This window comes from Pseudomonas sp. S32, from assembly GCF_016648095.1.
In the GTDB taxonomy this organism is placed as follows: domain Bacteria; phylum Pseudomonadota; class Gammaproteobacteria; order Pseudomonadales; family Pseudomonadaceae; genus Aquipseudomonas; species Aquipseudomonas parafulva.
This window is the reverse complement of the sequence record NZ_JACVVF010000066.1, coordinates 1-19,305: the sequence shown is the minus strand read 5'-3', so window position 1 is coordinate 19,305 and position 19,305 is coordinate 1. Positions and strand designations below refer to the sequence as shown.

17 protein-coding genes are annotated in these 19,305 nt (G+C 60.7%); 12 read left to right on the top strand and 5 right to left on the bottom strand.

Features of this window, described 5'->3' with window-relative positions; genetic code table 11:
• Positions 1-124 precede the first annotated feature (124 nt).
• Positions 125-1,735: an L-aspartate oxidase gene (gene nadB, locus IAE38_RS22175; RefSeq protein ID WP_201219301.1), complete on the bottom strand. Its 1,611-nt coding sequence runs from the start codon at positions 1,733-1,735 to the stop codon at positions 125-127.
• A gap of 435 nt (positions 1,736-2,170) precedes the next feature.
• Here nadB and rpoE point away from each other — a divergent pair, with 435 nt between their 5' ends.
• From rpoE to pdxJ, 10 genes are all read left to right on the top strand, one after another.
• Entirely contained in the window at positions 2,171-2,752 is a 582-nt protein-coding gene (gene rpoE, locus IAE38_RS22170; RefSeq protein ID WP_003252049.1) for an RNA polymerase sigma factor RpoE, read from the top strand.
• Between the two features lie 31 nt (positions 2,753-2,783).
• Positions 2,784-3,374 carry a sigma-E factor negative regulatory protein gene (locus tag IAE38_RS22165; RefSeq protein ID WP_201165430.1) on the top strand — a complete coding sequence of 197 codons (591 nt, stop codon included), beginning with the start codon at positions 2,784-2,786 and terminating at the stop codon, positions 3,372-3,374.
• 12 nt (positions 3,375-3,386) lie between these two features.
• Positions 3,387-4,346 carry a MucB/RseB C-terminal domain-containing protein gene (locus IAE38_RS22160; RefSeq protein WP_201219299.1) on the top strand — a complete coding sequence of 320 codons (960 nt, stop codon included), beginning with the start codon at positions 3,387-3,389 and terminating at the stop codon, positions 4,344-4,346.
• 217 nt (positions 4,347-4,563) lie between these two features.
• On the top strand, positions 4,564-5,946 hold the full coding sequence (locus tag IAE38_RS22155; RefSeq protein ID WP_442968323.1) for a DegQ family serine endoprotease: 1,383 nt from the start codon (positions 4,564-4,566) through the stop codon (positions 5,944-5,946).
• 182 nt (positions 5,947-6,128) lie between these two features.
• Entirely contained in the window at positions 6,129-7,928 is a 1,800-nt protein-coding gene (gene lepA / locus IAE38_RS22150) for a translation elongation factor 4 (RefSeq protein WP_201165419.1), read from the top strand.
• 5 nt (positions 7,929-7,933) lie between these two features.
• Complete coding sequence (lepB, locus tag IAE38_RS22145) at positions 7,934-8,788, top strand: signal peptidase I (protein ID WP_060483079.1); 855 nt, start codon at positions 7,934-7,936, stop codon at positions 8,786-8,788.
• Between the two features lie 158 nt (positions 8,789-8,946).
• Complete coding sequence (gene rnc / locus IAE38_RS22140; protein WP_028633676.1) at positions 8,947-9,636, top strand: ribonuclease III; 690 nt, start codon at positions 8,947-8,949, stop codon at positions 9,634-9,636.
• A complete protein-coding gene (gene era, locus IAE38_RS22135; protein WP_028633675.1) occupies positions 9,629-10,531 on the top strand; it encodes a GTPase Era in 903 nt (300 codons plus the stop codon). Before rnc ends, era begins: the two co-directional genes overlap by 8 nt.
• A 75-nt stretch (positions 10,532-10,606) precedes the next feature.
• The gene (recO, locus tag IAE38_RS22130) at positions 10,607-11,290 is read left to right on the top strand and encodes a DNA repair protein RecO (RefSeq protein WP_201219294.1); all 684 of its coding nucleotides are present in this window, start codon (positions 10,607-10,609) and stop codon (positions 11,288-11,290) included.
• Between the two features lie 60 nt (positions 11,291-11,350).
• Entirely contained in the window at positions 11,351-12,073 is a 723-nt protein-coding gene (pdxJ, locus tag IAE38_RS22125) for a pyridoxine 5'-phosphate synthase (protein ID WP_236404322.1), read from the top strand.
• Between the two features lie 26 nt (positions 12,074-12,099).
• Here pdxJ and cmoB read toward each other — a convergent pair whose 3' ends face one another.
• Together cmoB and cmoA are read right to left on the bottom strand one after the other, a co-directional pair.
• Positions 12,100-13,056 (bottom strand): tRNA 5-methoxyuridine(34)/uridine 5-oxyacetic acid(34) synthase CmoB, encoded by a 957-nt coding sequence (gene cmoB / locus IAE38_RS22120; RefSeq protein ID WP_201165415.1) that lies wholly within the window; start codon positions 13,054-13,056, stop codon positions 12,100-12,102.
• Positions 13,053-13,796, bottom strand: a complete 744-nt coding sequence (gene cmoA, locus IAE38_RS22115) for a carboxy-S-adenosyl-L-methionine synthase CmoA (protein WP_201219290.1) — start codon at positions 13,794-13,796, stop codon at positions 13,053-13,055. The genes cmoB and cmoA overlap by 4 nt, the downstream gene beginning before the upstream one ends.
• Before the next feature lie 172 nt (positions 13,797-13,968).
• Here cmoA and IAE38_RS22110 point away from each other — a divergent pair, with 172 nt between their 5' ends.
• Both IAE38_RS22110 and IAE38_RS22105 read left to right on the top strand, forming a co-directional pair.
• Positions 13,969-15,198, top strand: coding sequence for an alpha-xenorhabdolysin family binary toxin subunit A (locus tag IAE38_RS22110; protein ID WP_201219288.1), 1,230 nt, complete (start codon positions 13,969-13,971; stop codon positions 15,196-15,198).
• A gap of 1 nt (position 15,199) precedes the next feature.
• Positions 15,200-16,135: an alpha-xenorhabdolysin family binary toxin subunit B gene (locus IAE38_RS22105; RefSeq protein WP_201219281.1), complete on the top strand. Its 936-nt coding sequence runs from the start codon at positions 15,200-15,202 to the stop codon at positions 16,133-16,135.
• A 4-nt stretch (positions 16,136-16,139) separates the two neighbouring features.
• Here the strand turns inward: IAE38_RS22105 and IAE38_RS22100 are convergent, their stop codons facing one another.
• Complete coding sequence (locus IAE38_RS22100) at positions 16,140-16,532, bottom strand: protease inhibitor I42 family protein (protein WP_201219273.1); 393 nt, start codon at positions 16,530-16,532, stop codon at positions 16,140-16,142.
• Positions 16,533-16,633: 101 nt separating this feature from the next.
• The gene (gene lon, locus IAE38_RS22095) at positions 16,634-19,054 is read right to left on the bottom strand and encodes an endopeptidase La (RefSeq protein WP_201219271.1); all 2,421 of its coding nucleotides are present in this window, start codon (positions 19,052-19,054) and stop codon (positions 16,634-16,636) included.
• Positions 19,055-19,305: the final 251 nt, after the last annotated feature.

Genomic DNA, 19,305 nt, shown 5'->3' with positions numbered 1-19,305 from the left:
CGGGAGCGGGGCGGCTTTGGTTACTTTGGCCGCGACCAAAGTAACCCGCCGTAAGGGCGGAAAGGTGACTAAGCGCCACCTGCGCTAAAGAATGTTATTCCGCTTGAGACGCAACTAATCTGATTCAAACTTCCCCGGGACTCAGCACAGTATCCTTGGCCTCCCCCAGCACTCCAGGATAATCCAACGTATAATGCAACCCCCGACTCTCCTTCCGCCGCATCGCCGATAAAATCATCAGCTCCGCCACCTGCGCCAAGTTCCGCAGTTCTATCAAATCCCTGCTCACCCGGTAATTACTGTAGAACTCGTCAATCTCATCCAGCAGCAGCCTTACCCGATGCTGGGCCCGCTGCAACCGTTTGCTGGTCCGTACGATCCCCACGTAGTCCCACATGAACCGCCGTAACTCGTCCCAGTTATGCGCAATGATCACGTCCTCGTCCGAATCCGTCACCTGGCTCGCGTCCCACCCCGGTAATGCCACCGGCATGGGCACCGCTTCCAGGTGCGCCTGAATGTCCGCTGCCGCCGCGCGGCCGTAGACGAAGCATTCCAGCAGCGAATTGCTGGCCATGCGGTTGGCGCCGTGCAGCCCGGTAAAGCTCGTTTCGCCAATGGCATAAAGCCCCGGCACATCCGTATGGCCACGCTCATCCACCATCACCCCGCCACAGGTGTAATGTGCCGCCGGCACCACCGGGATGGGTTGACGCGTGATGTCGATACCAAAGCCCAGGCAGCGCTCGTATACCGTCGGGAAATGGCTCCTGATGAATTCCGCAGGCTTGTGCGTGATGTCCAGGTACACGCAGTCCACCCCAAGGCGCTTCATTTCGTGGTCGATTGCCCTGGCCACGATGTCCCGCGGCGCCAGTTCTTCACGCGGGTCGAACCGCGGCATGAAGCGCTCGCCGTTGGGCAGGCGCAGCAGGGCGCCTTCTCCACGCAGCGCCTCGGTTATCAGAAAACTCTTGGCCTGCGGGTGATAGAGGCACGTGGGGTGGAACTGGTTGAACTCCAGGTTCGCCACCCGGCAACCTGCACGCCAGGCCATGGCGATGCCATCGCCGCAGGCGCCGTCCGGGTTGCTGGTGTAGAGGTAAACCTTGGCTGCACCGCCTGTCGCAAGCACCGTGAACCGGGCGCCGTAGGTGTCGACCTGGCCCGTGTTGCGATCCAGTACATAGGCCCCCAGGCAACGCTCGCCGGCAAGGCCCAGACGCCGCTCTGTGATCAGGTCTACCGCTACGCGCTGCTCCAGCAGCTCGATGTTGGGGCGCTGCCTGGCTTGAGCGAGCAGGGTGGTGAAGATGGCTGCACCCGTGGCGTCTGCGGCGTGGATGATCCGCCGGTGGCTGTGGCCGCCCTCACGGGTAAGGTGGAACTCGAAGCCACCGTCGTCGACGCCGTGGTGCTCGTCCCGGGTGAACGGCACGCCCTGTTCGATCAGCCATTCGATGGCTTCACGGCTGTGCTCGACGGTAAAACGCACGGCCGCTTCATTGCACAGGCCACCGCCGGCATTGAGCGTATCTTCGACGTGGGACTGTACGGTGTCGGTGTCGTCCAGTACCGCTGCTACACCGCCCTGGGCCCAGAAGGTCGAGCCATTGGCCAGGTCGCCCTTGCTGAGCACGGCAACGCGCAGGTTGCCGGGCAGGTTCAGTGCCAGGCTGAGACCCGCAGCGCCGCTGCCGATCACCAGGACATCATGTTGGAATTGTTGGCTCATGTCGGGACACTAGTAATCTTCTGGAAGGGCGCGGCACAATAGTCACGCGCCGATGGCATTGTGAAACTATCGTGAACCTGGCCGGGTTGCCTTTATAGCAGCCTCAGGTAGCCAATTTCCATGCCACTTGCCAGGTAGCGGCAACCTTCGTGGGAACTTTCCGGCGTCGCCGGAAATCCTATGAAGGCTGCCTGCACGCCAACAATTTGCCGCGGCGACGCAGGGCGGTAGCTCCCAACGGGCTCACACCTGCGTATTCGTAACCTGATTATCGACGTTGCCGGTCAGTTCCGTGCTACGTCTTCCGTGCACGCCGATCAAGGGCTGCAGGAAACTTGCTTGGAGGGGAGAACTTTTGCGCAAAGCCCGAGTCTATGGTTGCAAGCCTGAGCGATGGCCATTGCAGCGCTCCTTCGAGTTTACCGAGGAGTGTTCATGCTAACCCAGGAAGAGGATCAGCAGCTTGTCGAGCGTGTGCAGCGTGGTGACAGGCGAGCTTTCGATCTGTTGGTGCTGAAGTATCAGCACAAGATTCTCGGGTTGATCGTGCGGTTTGTCCACGACACCCACGAAGCCCAGGATGTTGCACAGGAAGCCTTTATCAAGGCGTACCGTGCGCTTGGCAACTTTCGCGGTGACAGTGCGTTCTATACGTGGCTGTACCGTATCGCCATCAACACGGCGAAAAATTACCTGGTGTCACGCGGTAGGCGGCCACCAGACAGTGATGTGAGCTCCGAGGACGCGGAGTTTTACGATGGCGATCATGGCCTCAAGGATCTTGAGTCTCCAGAGCGCTCGTTGTTGCGGGATGAAATCGAAGGCACCGTCCATCGGACCATCCAGCAGCTCCCGGAGGACCTGCGTACGGCATTGACCCTGCGTGAGTTCGACGGACTGAGTTATGAAGACATTGCCAGTGTCATGCAATGTCCGGTGGGTACCGTGCGCTCTCGGATTTTCCGCGCTCGGGAGGCCATAGATAAAGCCCTGCAGCCTTTGTTGCAGGAAACCTGAGACAGCGGCTACAGCCAAGAGAGGAACCGCCATGAGTCGTGAAGCTTTGCAGGAATCGCTGTCCGCGGTGATGGATAACGAAGCGGATGAACTGGAACTGCGTCGGGTGTTGAACGCCGTCGACGAGGCCGAAACCCGTGCCACCTGGTCGCGCTACCAGGTTGCCCGCGCAGCCATGCACAAGGAATTGTTGCTGCCTAACCTGGACATCGCCTCGGCCGTGTCCGCAGCACTGGCTGATGAGGCCGTGCCGGTCAAGGTCAAGCAAGGCCCATGGCGTACTGTCGGCCGCCTGGCTGTTGCAGCCTCCGTCACCCTTGCTGTGCTGGCAGGTGTGCGCATGTACAACCAGGACGACATCACCGGTGCCGAGCTGGCCGCCCAGCAACCTGCCCAGCAGGGTGTAACTGTTCCGCAGGCTCAGGGCCCGGCAGTGCTGGCTGGCTATAGCGAAAGCAGCGAGCAGGCTACCGGCCCGATGGCCAACGGTGTGTTGCAGAACCAGGCTGGCTGGGACCAGCGCCTGCCGGGCTACCTGCGCCAGCACGCTCAGGAGTCCGCGCTGAAAGGGACTGAAACCGCTTTGCCTTATGCTCGCGCAGCCAGCCTGGAAAATCGTTAAGTAGGGAGGACCATGCGCGCGCTACCCCTTCTGTCGCTGCTGGTCGGCAGCTGCATGGCGGTGCCAGCGTTGGCAGCCAACTCGTCGCCCGAGGCGAACGAGTGGCTTACCAAGCTGGCACAAGCCGAGCAAACCCAGAGCTATCAGGGCTCATTCGTCTACGAACGCAACGGTAGCTTCTCTTCCCACGATATCTGGCACAAGGTCCAAGGCGGCAACGTCAGCGAGCGGCTGCTGCAGCTCGACGGCACCGCCCAGGAAATTGTGCGCGTCGACGGCAAGGTACGGTGTGTAGGTGGCGGCCTTGCCAGTGATGTGACGGCGCCGCCCGACACTGCCCCGCGTGTGCTGGACCCTCTGAAACTGATGGGCTGGTACGACCTGGCCATGTCGGGCAAGTCTCGGGTGGCTGGGCGTGATGCTGTAGTTATCACCCTCACGCCACGCGACCAGCACCGCTACGGTTTCGAACTGAATCTGGATCGCCAGACCGGGTTGCCGCTTCGCTCGCTGATGCTCAACGAGAAAGGCCAGCTGCTGGAGCGCTTCCAGATGACCCGCCTTGAGCCCAAGGTGCCTTCTGATAACGATCTGCACCCCAGCGCTTCGTGCAAGCCGGTTGCGGCCGCCGCGCCAGCGCGCAGCCCTGTGTCTGGCTGGCGCTCAGACTGGCTGCCGCCTGGCTTCGAGCTGATCAACAGCGCCGTCCGTCGCGAGCCAGGGAAGGGCAGCACGGTGAGTACCCTGATGTATGACGACGGCCTGGCCAGGTTCTCGGTGTTCCTTGAGCCTGTGAAGGACGAAGGCGGTGCCGATGTTCGTACCCAGCTGGGCCCGACTTCAGCTGTGTCGCGTCGCCTCAACACGCCCAAGGGCAAGGTGATGGTAACTGTGGTAGGGGAGATACCCCTGGGTACAGCAGAGCGCGTGGCATTGTCGATGCGGCCGCAGGATGCCCAGGCCAGTCAATGACGGCGGGCACTGCACACACGCTGTGCAGGCTTTTGAAACGAAATTAACGCATTGTCATTTGCAATCTGTCGGCAAATTTTCTATAGGTCAGGCTTCTGGGAGCCTGACCTTTTGCTGCGTCGTGCAGGGGCCTTTCTAAACTACCGCTCGTTGTGACGGGAGCCGTATGTCAATACCACGCTTGAAATCCTATCTATCGCTGTTCGCTGCTGTGCTGATGCTCGGCCAGGTGCTGACCGCCCAGGCCGAGGAAGCCCTGCCGGACTTCACCACGCTGGTCGAGCAGGCTTCGCCGGCTGTGGTCAACATCAGTACCAAGCAGAAGCTTCCGGACCGCCGCATTGCCGCTGGGCAGATGCCTGACCTCGAAGGCCTGCCGCCGATGTTCCGCGAGTTCTTCGAGCGCAACATGCCCCAGCAGCCGCGCTCCCCGCGTGGCGATCGCCAGCGCGAGGCGCAGTCGCTCGGTTCGGGCTTCATCATTTCCAGCGACGGCTATGTGCTGACCAACAACCACGTGGTGGCCGATGCTGACGAAATCATTGTGCGCCTGTCTGACCGCAGTGAACTGCAGGCCAAGCTGGTGGGTACCGACCCGCGTACCGACGTAGCCCTGCTCAAGGTCGAGGGCAAGAACCTGCCGACCGTCAAGCTGGGGGATTCCGAAAAGCTGAAGGTCGGTGAGTGGGTGCTGGCCATCGGTTCGCCGTTCGGCTTCGATCACTCGGTCACCAAAGGCATCGTCAGCGCCAAAGGCCGGACCTTGCCAAATGACACCTATGTGCCGTTCATCCAGACCGATGTGGCCATCAACCCGGGTAACTCGGGTGGCCCGCTGTTCAACATGAAAGGCGAGGTAGTGGGTATCAACTCGCAGATCTTCACCCGTTCCGGTGGTTTCATGGGGCTGTCGTTCGCCATCCCGATCGACGTGGCCATCGACGTGTCCAACCAGCTGAAAAAAGACGGCAAGGTCAGCCGTGGCTGGCTGGGTGTGGTTATCCAAGAGGTCAATAAGGACCTGGCCGAGTCGTTCGGCCTGGAAAAACCCGCCGGTGCCCTGGTGGCCCAGGTACTCGAAAACGGCCCGGCAGCCAAGGGTGGCCTGCAGGTAGGTGATGTGATCCTCAGCATGAATGGTCAGCCGATTGTCATGTCTGCCGACCTGCCGCACCTGGTCGGTGGCCTGAAGGACGGCGAAAAGGCAAAACTGGACATCATCCGCAATGGCAAACGCCAGACCCTGGATATCAGCGTGGGTGCACTGCCGGATGACGATGCCGATATCGCCCCTGGCAGCGACACCAGCGTGGAACGCAGCAGCAACCGCCTGGGTGTTGCCGTGGCGGACTTGACCGCCGAGCAGAAGAAGTCCCTGGAGCTCAAGGGCGGCGTGGTCATCAAGGAAGTGCAGGATGGCCCGGCAGCCACGATTGGCCTGCGTCCCGGTGATGTCATCAGCCACCTGAACAACCAGGCCATCGGTTCGGCCAAGGAGTTCACGCAGATCGCCAAGGAACTGCCGAAAAACCGTTCGGTGTCCATGCGGGTACTGCGGCAGGGTCGCGCCAGCTTCATTACCTTCAAGCTCGCTGAATAAGGCGTTTTGACAGGCGATGAAGGGCAGCGATGGCTGCCCTTTTTCATGAATGTTCACAATTGGGCTGGCGGATGCTGCCGACGGTTGGGCAGAGGAATCTCCCATCTGCCAGCTGCTTAAGGTACAATTGCCGGCTATTTTTCGGCGGGCGTCCGGCTCGCAGCCTTTTCGAGTGTTGACCTGTGAGTGATTTGAGTCATATCCGCAATTTCTCCATCATCGCCCACATCGACCATGGCAAGTCGACGCTGGCCGACCGTTTCATTCAGATGTGCGGTGGCCTGACGGCGCGCGAAATGGAAGCCCAGGTCCTCGATTCCATGGACCTGGAGCGCGAGCGCGGCATCACCATCAAGGCCCACAGCGTTACGCTCAACTACAAGGCCCAGGACGGTAAGGTCTACCAGCTCAACTTCATCGACACCCCCGGCCACGTCGACTTCACCTACGAGGTTTCGCGTTCGCTGGCAGCCTGTGAAGGTGCCTTGCTGGTGGTCGACGCGGGCCAGGGTGTCGAGGCACAGTCCGTAGCCAACTGCTACACAGCAATCGAGCAGGGCCTTGAGGTCATGCCGGTGCTGAACAAGATGGACCTGCCCCAGGCCGACCCGGACCGGGTGAAGGACGAGATCGAGAAGATCATCGGCATCGATGCTACCGACGCCGTGGCCTGCAGTGCCAAGAGCGGCATGGGCGTGGACGAAGTGCTCGAGCGCCTGGTGCATACCATCCCGGCACCCGAGGGCGACATCGACGCGCCGTTGCAGGCGCTCATCATCGATTCCTGGTTCGACAACTACCTGGGCGTAGTCTCGCTGGTGCGTGTGCGCCACGGCCGCGTCAAGAAAGGCGACAAGATCCTGGTCAAGTCCACCGGCAAGCTGCACCTGGTCGACAGCGTCGGTGTGTTCACCCCGAAACACACCCAGACCGCCGACCTGAAGGCGGGCGAGGTAGGCTTCATCATCGCCAGCATCAAGGACATTCATGGTGCGCCAGTGGGCGACACCCTGACGCTGTCCACCACGCCTGAAGTGCAGGTGCTGCCAGGCTTCAAGAAAATTCAACCGCAGGTCTACGCCGGCCTGTTCCCGGTCAGCTCGGATGACTTCGAAGACTTCCGCGACGCGCTGCAGAAGCTCACGCTGAACGACTCGTCGCTGCAGTACATGCCGGAAAGCTCCGATGCACTGGGCTTCGGTTTCCGCTGCGGCTTCCTGGGCATGCTGCACATGGAGATCATTCAGGAGCGCCTGGAGCGTGAGTACGACCTGGACCTGATCACCACGGCGCCCAGCGTGATTTACGAGCTGGAACTGAAAACCGGTGAAACCATTATCGTCGACAACCCGTCGAAGCTTCCGGACGTTTCCGCTGTCACAGACTTCCGTGAACCGATCGTCACCGCGACTATTCTGGTGCCTCAGGAACACCTGGGTAACGTGATCACGCTGTGCATCGAAAAGCGCGGCGTGCAGCGTGACATGCAGTTCCTCGGTAGCCAGGTGCAGGTGCGCTACGATATGCCGATGAACGAGGTGGTGCTGGACTTCTTCGACCGCCTCAAATCCACCAGCCGCGGCTATGCTTCGCTGGATTATCATTTTGATCGCTATCAGTCGGCCAACCTGGTCAAGCTGGATGTGTTGATCAACGGTGACAAAGTCGACGCCCTGGCATTGATCGTGCACCGCGACAACGCAGCCTACAAAGGCCGTGCGCTGACCGAGAAGATGAAGGAGCTGATTCCTCGGCAGATGTTCGATGTGGCGATCCAGGCAGCCATTGGCGGCCAGATCATTGCCCGGACCACTGTCAAGGCACTCAGAAAGAACGTACTGGCCAAATGTTACGGTGGCGACGTTAGCCGTAAGAAAAAGCTGCTGGAGAAGCAGAAGGCCGGTAAGAAACGCATGAAACAGGTGGGCAACGTGGAGATTCCACAAGAAGCCTTCCTCGCCGTGCTCAGGTTGGATAGCTAGGTCCTATGTCGCTAAATTTCCCGCTGTTGCTCGTCATCGCCGTGTTCGTATGCGGTCTGCTTGGCTTGATCGACTTGCTGTTCCTGGCGCCGCGGCGTCGTGCAGCCATCGCTAACTATCAGGGCAGCGTAAGCCAGCCGGAAGTAGCGGTGGTCGAGCGCCTGAACAAGGAGCCGTTGCTGGTCGAGTACGGCAAGTCGTTCTTCCCGGTGTTGTTCATCGTGCTGGTGCTGCGCTCGTTTCTGGTTGAGCCGTTCCAGATCCCTTCGGGGTCGATGAAGCCGACCTTGGAAGTGGGCGACTTCATCTTGGTGAACAAGTTCTCCTACGGCATTCGCCTGCCGGTGATTGACAAGAAGGTGATCGAAATCGGTGACCCTCAGCGGGGCGATGTGATGGTGTTCCGCTACCCGAGCGATCCGAATGTCAACTACATCAAGCGTGTGGTTGGCCTGCCAGGTGACCAGATCCGTTACACCAATGACAAGCGTCTGTTCGTCAATGGCCAGCCCATTGCCGAGCAACTGGTGGGCACCGAGCCGGGCACCTTGGGTAGCGCAGAGCTGTACAAGGAAAAACTCGGTGCTGCCGAGCACCTGATCCGCAAGGAGATGAGCCGTTATCGCATGCCACCGGACCAGCAATGGACCGTGCCAGCAGGCCATTACTTCATGATGGGCGACAACCGCGACAACTCCAACGACAGCCGCTACTGGGATGACCCGAATATTCCCAAAGAACTGCACGGCATGGTTCCGGACCGCAACATTGTCGGCAAGGCATTTGCCGTCTGGATGAGCTGGCCTGAGCCGAAACTCAGCCACCTGCCCAACCTTTCGCGGGTCGGCCTGATCCATTGATACCCTTCGGCGCTGTCCAGCAGACAGCGCCGAATGCATTTCTGACATAGGCTGTGTCTCAGGGATGGGAGATTCGCCGCACGTCGCGGCCGCCACAGCCAAACAGTCTTTCAGGATGTTGATTTGAACAACGCGTTTAACAACGATCGGGTGGTCGCATGAGTGCTTCCCTTGCCCATCTTGAGCGAAAGCTCGGTTACACCTTCAAGGACCAGGACCAGATGCTCCTGGCCTTGACCCACCGCAGCTACGCCGGGCGCAACAATGAGCGCCTGGAGTTTCTAGGCGACGCCATTCTTAATTTTGTTGCGGGCGAGGCTCTGTACGAGCGCTTCCCGCAGGCCCGCGAGGGCCAGCTGTCGCGCCTGCGGGCACGGTTGGTCAAGGGTGAAACCCTGGCCCGCCTGGCTCGTGGTTTTGACTTGGGCGAATACCTGCGCCTGGGCTCCGGTGAGCTCAAGAGCGGCGGCTTTCGCCGGGAATCGATCCTGGCCGATGCCTTGGAAGCCCTGATTGGCGCCATCTACCTGGATGCCGACATGGAAACCGCCCGCGAGCGTGTGCTGGCGTGGCTGGCCAACGAATTCGAAGGCCTGACGCTGGTCGACACCAACAAAGACCCGAAAACCCGCCTGCAAGAGTTCCTGCAGTCGCGCAGCTGTGAGCTGCCGCGTTATGAAGTGGTGGATATCCAGGGCGAACCCCATTGCCGTACCTTCTTCGTCGAGTGCGAAGTGGTGCTGCTGAACAACAAGAGCCGTGGTCAGGGCGTCAGCCGGCGTATCGCCGAGCAAGTCGCTGCCGCGTCCGCACTGATCGCCCTGGGCGTGGAGAATGGCAATGACTGAGAACACCCCGACCCGTTGCGGCTACGTCGCCATCGTTGGCCGGCCGAACGTCGGCAAGTCGACGCTGCTCAACCACATCCTGGGTCAGAAGCTGGCCATTACCTCGCGCAAGCCGCAGACCACGCGCCACAACATGCTCGGCATCAAAACCGAGGGTGACGTGCAGGCCATCTACGTCGATACCCCCGGCATGCACAAGGCCAACGACAAAGCCTTGAACCGCTACATGAACCGCAACGCCTCGGCCGCCCTGAAGGATGTCGATGTGGTGATCTTCGTAGTGGACCGTACCCGTTGGACAGACGAAGACCAATTGGTGCTCGAGCGCGTGCAGTACGTGACCGGGCCGGTCATCCTGGCGGTCAACAAGACCGACCGCATGGACGAGAAGGCCGAGCTGATCCCGCACCTGCAATGGCTGCAGACGCAATTGCCGAATGCCGAGATCGTGCCTATTTCTGCGCAGCAGGGGCATAACCTCGAGTCGCTGGAAGCGTTGATCGCCAAGCACCTGCCGGAAAACGAGCATTTCTTCCCGGAAGACCAGATCACTGACCGCAGCAGCCGGTTCCTGGCCGCCGAACTGGTGCGCGAGAAAATCATGCGCCAGCTGGGTGCAGAATTGCCCTATCAGATCACGGTCGAGATCGAGGAATTCAAGCAGCAGGGCCACGTACTGCACATCCATGCGCTGATCCTGGTCGAGCGCGATGGCCAGAAGAAGATCATCATTGGCGACAAGGGCGAGCGTATCAAGCGCATCGGCTCCGACGCACGCAAGGACATGGAAGTGCTGTTCGACGCCAAGGTCATGCTCAACCTGTGGGTCAAGGTGAAAGGCGGCTGGTCTGACGATGAACGTGCCTTGCGCTCGCTGGGTTACGGCGACCTCTGACGCTGTTGCAATAGCGGCTTGCCCCACGGCCTAGCCGCTTCCCTAGGGCTCGAAACCTCGAGCAAGTGACCCACCATGGATCAACCAGTCGGGCAGCCTGCCTACGTGCTGCATAGCCGGGCCTACAAGGAAACCAGTGCGCTGGTGGACTTCTATACCCCGCAAGGTCGCCTACGTGCAGTGCTGCGCCGTGCACGGGGTAAGGGTGGCAGCCTGGTGCGTCCCTTCGTCCCCCTGGAGGTCGAGTTGCGCGGGCGGGGTGAACTCAAGACCGTCGGCCGGCTGGAAGGGGCCGGCACGGCGCTCTGGCTGCATGGCGATGCGGTATTCAGCGGTTTGTACCTCAACGAGCTGCTCATGCGCCTGCTACCGGCCGAGGCGCCGGCCCCCGAACTGTTCGACCACTATGCCCAGACCCTGCAGGCGCTGGTGGCTGGGCGCGCGCTGGAACCGCTGCTACGGGCATTCGAGTGGCGGCTGTTGGATGAGCTGGGCTATGCCTTCTCGCTGCAAAACGACGTCAATGACCAGCCTATTACTGCCGAGGGCCGTTACCGCCTGCGGGTGGATGCGGGCTTGGAGCGGGTGGAGCTGGTACATCCTGGCCTGTTTGGCGGTGCAGAATTACTGGCGTTGGCCGAGGCTGATTGGGATGTACCCGGTGCACTGCTGGCTGCCAAGCGCCTGATGCGTCAGGCGCTGGCGGTTCACCTGGGGGCAAGGCCGCTGGTTAGCCGTGAACTGTTTCGCAAGCGCTGATCACGACGTATGCTGTAGCGCTCAAACTTAGGAGAGCGTTTCGTGACTCACAGCAACCGCATGCTTCTCGGCGTCAACATCGACCACGTGGCAACCCTGCGTCAGGCCCGAGGCACGCGCTACCCTGACCCGGTCAAGGCAGCCCTGGATGCCGAGGAAGCAGGCGCCGATGGCATCACCGTGCACCTGCGAGAAGACCGCCGCCACATTCAGGAGCGCGATGTGCTGCTGCTCAAGGACGTGCTGCAGACGCGCATGAACTTCGAGATGGGCGTTACCGAAGAGATGATGGCGTTCGCCGAAAAACTCCGCCCCGCCCACATCTGCCTGGTGCCCGAGACGCGTCAGGAACTCACCACCGAGGGTGGCCTGGACGTGGCCGGGCAGGAAGCGCGTATCAAGGCCGCGGTCGAGCGCCTGGCCCGCACAGGGGCAGAAGTGTCGTTGTTCATCGATGCTGACGAGCGGCAGATTGAAGCTTCGCGCCGGGTCGGCGCCCCCGCCATCGAGTTGCACACCGGTCGTTATGCCGATGCCCACACGCCCACTGAAGCGGCTCAGGAGCTTGAGCGTATTGTGCAGGGGGCCGCATTCGGTATTGACCAGGGCCTGATCGTAAATGCCGGCCACGGGTTGCATTACCACAATGTCGAAGCCATCGCTGCGATCAAGGGTATCAACGAACTGAACATTGGCCATGCCTTGGTGGCCCATGCCCTGTTCGTTGGTTTCAAGGCTGCGGTTGCGGAAATGAAAGCGCTGATTCTTGCTGCATCACGCTAATAATCAGTTGCGGCCTGCCGGGCCATTCACTTGCGCGCCAGCAGGGTTGCCCGGCGTGGCGCTGGCAGCCCTTCCACGGTCTTGCCATGATCGTCAGGGTCGAGGAAGTCGCTGAGCGACTGGTAGCGCATCCACTCCGTGCTGCGCTGTTCCTCTACACTCGTGACGCTGACATCGACGCAGCGCACATCGCTGAAACCGGCGCGCCGCAACCAGCGCGCCAACGCCGGTACCGACGGCAAGTACCACACGTTGCGCATCTGTGCGTAGCGGTCTTCTGGCACCAGCACCTGCTGTTCGTCACCTTCGATCACCAAGGTTTCCAGCACCAGTTCGCCCCCTTTGACCAGGCAATCCTTGAGCGCAAGCAGGTGCTCGATGGGCGAGCGGCGGTGGTAGAACACGCCCATGGAGAAGACCGTATCGAACCCCTCCAAGTTGGCCGGAAGGTCTTCCAGTGCGAACGGCAGGTGCCAGGCGGGCAGGTCTGGCAGGTAGCGCTGCACGGCCTGGAACTGGCAGAAGAACAGCCAGTTGGGGTCGACACCCACCACCAGGTCGGCCCCCGCGCCCAGCATACGCCATTGGTAATAACCATTACCGCAGCCCACATCGAGCACGCGCTTGCCCTTCAGGTTCAAGTGCGGGCCCACCCGCGACCACTTCCAGTCCGAGCGCCATTCAGTGTCCACCTGCACGCCGAACAGGTCGAAGGGCCCTTTGCGCCAGGGTGAGAGCCCCATCAGTGCCTGGCGCATCTGCACACGGCTGGCGTCATCGCAGGCGCAATCCAGGCGCAGGCCATTGACCAGGTCGACCTGGCTGGCCTGCAGGGCAGGCAGGGCGTCGAGTGCGCCCCGCCAGCGGTCCAGGTCACCGTGGCCTTTTTCCAGTTTTGCATCCAGTTGCGCTTGCAGGCCTTGTGACCAGCTAGCCAGGGGCGTGCCCGCCAGGCGGCGGACAAGGGGGGAGAGATCAATCATGGCAGGGCTATCAACGAGGCAAAATTGAGGCATTGGAACCACGGCACCACGTTGGAAAAACCGGCCGCCAGCAGGCGCTCGCGGTGGGTATCCAGTGTGTCCGGGCGCATCACGTTTTCAATGGCACTGCGTTTCTGGGCGATTTCCAGTTCGCTGTAGCCGTTGGCACGTTTGAAGTCCAGGTGCAGGTCGTTGAGCAGGCGCTGTTGCTCGGCATCGGCGAAACAGAGCTTTTCGGACAGGATCAGGGCGCCCCCGGGCAGCAGCGACTGGCGGATACGCGCTAGCAGCTCCAGACGTTGCTCCGGGGCGATGAACTGCAGCGTGAAGTTCAGCGCCACCACCGATGCAGGCTCGAACGGCAGCGTGAGGATGTCGGCTTCCAGCACCTGCACGGGCAACAGTTCCTGGAACATCGAGTCCTGGGCCGTGAGGTACTGGCGGCAGCGTTCGACCATGGCGGCAGAATTGTCCACCGCGATTACCCGGCAGCCGTCGCTGCGCACATGACGGCGCAGCGCCTGGGTGACTGCCCCCAGCGAGGCGCCAAGGTCATACAGGGCACTGCCGGGCTGGGCGAAGCGTGCGGCCAGCACGCCCAGGTTCTCGACGATGGTCGGGTAGCCGGGGACCGAGCGCTTGATCATGTCCGGGAACACCTGCACCACGTCTTCGTTGAAGACGAAGTCGGGCACCTGGTCCAGGGGCTGGGCGAAGAGGCGGTCGGGTTGTTGGCTCACGGCGGGCTCGATGCGCGGTAAAACGGGGGCGTATTTTATCGAATGGGCAGGTTTCTTGCCATGGCAACGTTTCTGGGTACCGCTATTCACACCCGCTGCAGCGCACTTTCGCACACTGATAAGTTAGCCAGATGAATGTGATGCCGGTATGAAAGTTTGATACTTCCCGCTCATGGCCCTGATGAATAAACCATCAGGGACTTCATTGAATGATCGGGGTATCGCTATGCAGGAAGATTCACCCATAGAGCAGATGGACAATATTTCCAGGGTCAAGACACTGCCCGCACAGTATTTCGCTTTTATTGAGAGCCGCTTAGAAGGCGGTCAGCAGGTAGGCACATTGCTGACCGCCGAGAACCTCAAGGCTATTAAGCAGTATGCCAATCAAGTGCATCAGCTACCCCGAACGCAGGCAGAGATCGAAAATGATTTCGACTACGCCACCCTTGGACTTGATGCTACCAAGGTATACGACCTGTATGTAGCATTACACCGTCATGTCTATGAGTGGGACATCCTGGAGCGAACCATCAAGCAGCTAGGCCCCGAGATCGAATCATTCGCCGACAGCCTGGTTAACCGCGGTGGCACCCTGTTGAGCAACCTGGAAAGCAGTGATGTATTCAACGCACTCAAACGGCGTAGGGCTGAGCAGGGGGAGGATGTCTACACCCGTCCGTTGAGCGAGGACGAGCGGGCTCAGGTCGCTGCTATTCTGGCAGTGGGTATCAATGAGATTGTCCGGGAGATCGAAGATACGGGGCGGCGGATTGATGACGTCGACAGGCGGGCCAATTGGTTCAACAACGAGATCAAGCGCGAGCTGAAGCCCCGTATGGTCAGGCTGTTGAGGCACTTCGACGACAATGTCTCCCTCGCCGACGTTATCGAGCGTCGCAAGCAGCTCGATCAATGGGATGAGCAGATCGAGCAGTTGAAGTCGGAATACGATGCCAATGTCGGTTACGCCTTCACCGGTATTGCACTGGGCCCCATCGGCTTGATTATTACCGGTGGCGTGTTTGGCGACAGGGCCGAAAAAATTCGCAAGCGCAAGAATGCCTTGATCGAGGAACGTGACGAACTGGCCGGCCGGCTTGGGAAAATGGTGCCAGCGATGGAAGATTTCGAGCGGGTCTCGACGCTGGTCAGGGACCTCCAGTTCCGCTGCAAGGACCTGTCCGCCGCCACCAAGCGCCTGGCCGATGTCTGGTTATACCTGGCCTCCTACGCCAAGAACTCCGTAGAAGAAGCCAAGGCGTTGGATAACATTACGCAGCTCGAGTCGTTTGTTCACGATTTTTCAGAAGTTATCAAGCCCTGGACTAAAATCGGCAACATTTGCCATACCCTGTCCGAGCTATTCAACGAACTGATCGACGAATATGAGGATGCCTAACATGGATGTGGTCAACCTGAAAACCGCCTTGCCCGATTTCATGAAGATGCAACAGGTGCAGGATCAGATGTTCGAGCTGATCAGTACGTGGGACGGCCATGTACTTACGCGGGTGCGGGAACAACTTGATGAGTTGCGAAACTTGCTGTTGCTGGTGGAGCGCTCGTTCAAGGAATGCCTGATCGGCGGTATCGTCCTGCTGGAGGACCGGCATTTTGCCCCCTCCACGCGCACCGGGGATGCGCCCTCCAGGCTGGGGAGCGTGCTGACCCGGCTCAACCAGCACCATGCGACGTTGGCTCGCTTCAACCTGCGGCTGGAGCTTTACTCGCTGTCGGCGCTGCCTGAATCGCTGGCACACCTGCAATCACGCGCCATGCGCCTGGAGGAGCAAGCGGCCGGGTTCGACTTGCGGCTGGTTACGCTGCGAGAACAGCGCGCCGCTGTCGTGCAGGCTATCCAGGTTTTCGAACGGCCTTCGGTCGCCAGCGCCTTTAAGGGCCTGATTCCCAGCGATGAAGAAATCGACCAACTGATGGGGCTGATCAAGGACCCGAAGGTCGATGCCGGGTTGCTCAAGTCGGTAACGGCAAAGCTGGCCAAGTATGCTGATGTGTTGGAAGGTGGCAGAACCTTCAACGACCTGAGCAACGCCCATGCACGCTTGCAGGTGAAGATCGACGAGGCTTCAAACGACCTGCAGTTGGTGCAACGTGCATTGCAGGACGCCAAGACCGAACTGCAAGCCGTCACCGAGCTTTCTGGCCTTGAAGCCTTTAAGCAGGCGTGGCTGGGTGAACTGCGCAAGGTTGAAGTGCACTGGCAGGCACAGGCCGAAAAACTCACTGCGGGCATGGCGTTGGAAGCTGCAACGCTGACGCTTCACGATCTCTGCGAGTACCTCAAAGCAGTACAGCAGGCCTATGACCGCAGTTGAACGCTCAGCGCACCACGACCTTGCAGTCGAAGGTCTGTACGGGGGGCACCTGTTTTTCCCAAGGCCGTTGGTACACCAGCCGTAAAACGGCTTTGCCCGGGGTGCTGGCCTGGAAGCGCCAGGTCGAAAGGCCGGCGCTGCCCACCACGTCTTCTTCTTGTGGGGCGCTGTACACCTCCGGGCCCAGGCTTTCGAGCGCCGGTTGGGCAGCTGACTCTACCTGCCATCGGTAGCCGGTAGACGGGTTGCTGGGCAGGGACAGGCTCACGGCTTGGCCCACCTTCAGGTACACGGGGCATTCGCTCTCGGCATCGAGCTCGACGGGCTGGGTAGGGTGCTGCGCGCAGGCAGACAAAAGCAGTAGCCCCACAGGGGCAAGTAGGCGATAGCTGGACATAGCGGCTCCAGAGGCTGGCGACGGCCTGAGAATAACCGATTGTTGCATCCACTGAGCGGTCGAGTGGGTAAAAGGGCTGCGCGAGCAGCCCTTTAAAGGTGTCAGAACAGTATCTTGGCCACGTCGGCAAAGCGCTTGGCAAAATGCACTGTCAGCCCTTCACGCAGGTAGTCCGGTAGCTCTTCGAAGTCTCCACGGTTGGGCTCGGGCAGGATCAATTCGTGAATCTTCTGCCGGCGTGCCGCAATGACTTTTTCCCGCACGCCACCAATGGGCAGTACCTGGCCGGTCAGTGTCAGCTCGCCCGTCATGGCAACCCCCTTCTTCGGCGCCTGGTCCCGGGCCAGTGACAGCAGGGCACTGGCCATGGTGATGCCGGCGCTCGGCCCATCCTTCGGCGTTGCACCTTCGGGCACGTGCAGGTGGATGAATGCCTCGTTGAAGAAGCCTGCATCACCGCCAAACTGCTTGAGGTTGGAACTGACATAGCTGTAGGCGATTTCGGCAGACTCCTTCATGACGTCGCCCAGCTTGCCGGTGAGCTTGAACCCACGGCTGAGGGTGTGGATGCGTGTCGCCTCGATCGGCAGGGTGGCGCCACCCATGCTGGTCCAGGCAAGGCCGGTGATCACGCCTTTGCCTGCCAGAACCTGCTCGCTGCGGAATACGGGCATGCCCAGCGCAGCTTCCAGGCCCTTGGGGCCAATCTTGAGCTTGGCGGTGGGGTCCTCCAGCAGCTTGACCACGGCCTTGCGTACCAGCTTGCCCAGCTGTTTTTCCAGCTGCCGCACGCCGGCCTCTCGTGCGTAACCTTCGATCACCGTGCGCAGGGCGCTATCACTGATGCTCAGGCTGGTCTTGGCCACACCGGCCTTTTGCAGCTGTTTGGGCCACAGGTGACGCTTGGCGATGGCCAGCTTTTCTTCGGTGATGTAGCCGGAAAGCCGGATCACTTCCATACGGTCGAGCAGCGGCCCTGGGATAGAGTCGAGGGTGTTGGCGGTACACACGAACAACACCTTGGACAGGTCCAGGCGCAAGTCCAGGTAATGGTCTAGGAAGTCGACGTTCTGCTCCGGGTCCAGGGTTTCCAGCAGGGCCGAGGCTGGGTCACCCTGGTAGCTCTGGCCCATCTTGTCGATCTCGTCGAGCATGATCACCGGGTTCATCACTTCGACGTCTTTCAGCGCCTGCACCAGCTTGCCGGGCTGTGCGCCGATGTAGGTGCGCCGGTGCCCCTTGATTTCTGCTTCGTCACGCATGCCGCCGACACTGAAGCGATAGAACGGTCGGCCCAGGGATTCGGCGATGGACTTACCGATGCTGGTCTTGCCGACCCCGGGCGGGCCCACCAGCAGCACGATCGAACCGCTGATTTCGCCTTTCCAGGCACCGACGGCCAGGAACTCGAGGATACGTTCCTTGATGTCACCCAGGCCGGCGTGGTGCGCATCGAGCACCTTGCGGGCATGCTTGAGGTCGAGCTTGTCGTCGCCATACACCCCCCAAGGCAGGGCAGTAGCCCAGTCCAGGTAATTGCGGGTGACGGCATATTCAGGCGAGCCGGTTTCCAGAATGGCCAGCTTGCCCATCTCTTCATCAATGCGCTTACGAGCCTGGGCTGGCAACGTCTTGCCTTCGAGACGCTGTTCGAACTGCTCCAGGTCAGCGCTGCGGTCGTCCTTGGTCAGGCCCAGCTCCTGCTGGATGACCTTGAGCTGTTCCTTGAGGAAGAACTCGCGCTGGTGCTCGCCGATCTGTCGGTTGACCTCGGCGGAGATCTCGTTTTGCAGGCGCGCGACTTCCACCTCCTTGCGCAGCATGGGCAGGACCTTCTCCATGCGCTTGAGCATGGGCACGCAGTCAAGCACTTCCTGTAGCTGGCCGCCCGTGGCCGAGGTGAGTGCGGCGGCGAAGTCGGTGAGCGGCGAAGGGTCGTTGGGGCTGAAGCGGTTGAGGTAGTTCTTCAGTTCCTCGCTGTAAAGCGGGTTGAGCGGCAGCAGTTCCTTGATCGCATTGATCAGGGCCATGCCGTAAGCCTTGACCTCGTCGGTGGGGTCGGCTGGCTGGCGTGGGTATTCCACCTCCACCAGATAAGGTGGGCGATGGTGCTTGAGCCAGGTGCGGATGCGTACCCGGGTGAGGCCCTGGGCCACGAACTGGAGTTTGCCGTTCTCGCGGCTAGCGTGGTGCACCTTGACCAACGTGCCGTACTCGGGCAGCGCCTTGGTGTCGAAGTGGCGATGGTCTTCAGCTGGGGTGTCCATGAAGAACAACGCCAGGCTGTGGTCAGGCGACTTGGCCACCAGGTCCAGGGTTTCGGCCCAGGGCTCTTCGTTGACGATGACCGGCAGTACCTGTGCGGGGAAGAACGGGCGGTTGTGAATCGGGATCACATAGACCTTGTCCGGCAGTTGCTGGCCGGGCAGGGCCAGGGCGTGGCTGGTGCCAGGCTGGGCTGTGGTGTGTTCGACTTCAGCGTGGTCGTCGGGGTGTTCGGGGAGATCCTGCTGGTCGCTCATGGGGCACCTGCGTGAATGACTATGGTGCTTAGATGGGGCAGGGGGCCAAGGGTTTCAAGCGGCTGGCTGGATCGGTGGCTGATGGCGGGGGGGGCCTGTGTGATTGCATGGGCTGAATCAAGGTCCGCAGCAACAGCGACCTTAAATATATCCGTTTACTAACTGAAAGCACTCGACCGCTTTTGCTTCTAAGCGCGCGATAGTTCAGGCAACACAGATTGCGACTTCAGGAGGCCGAGCGTAGGGATTGC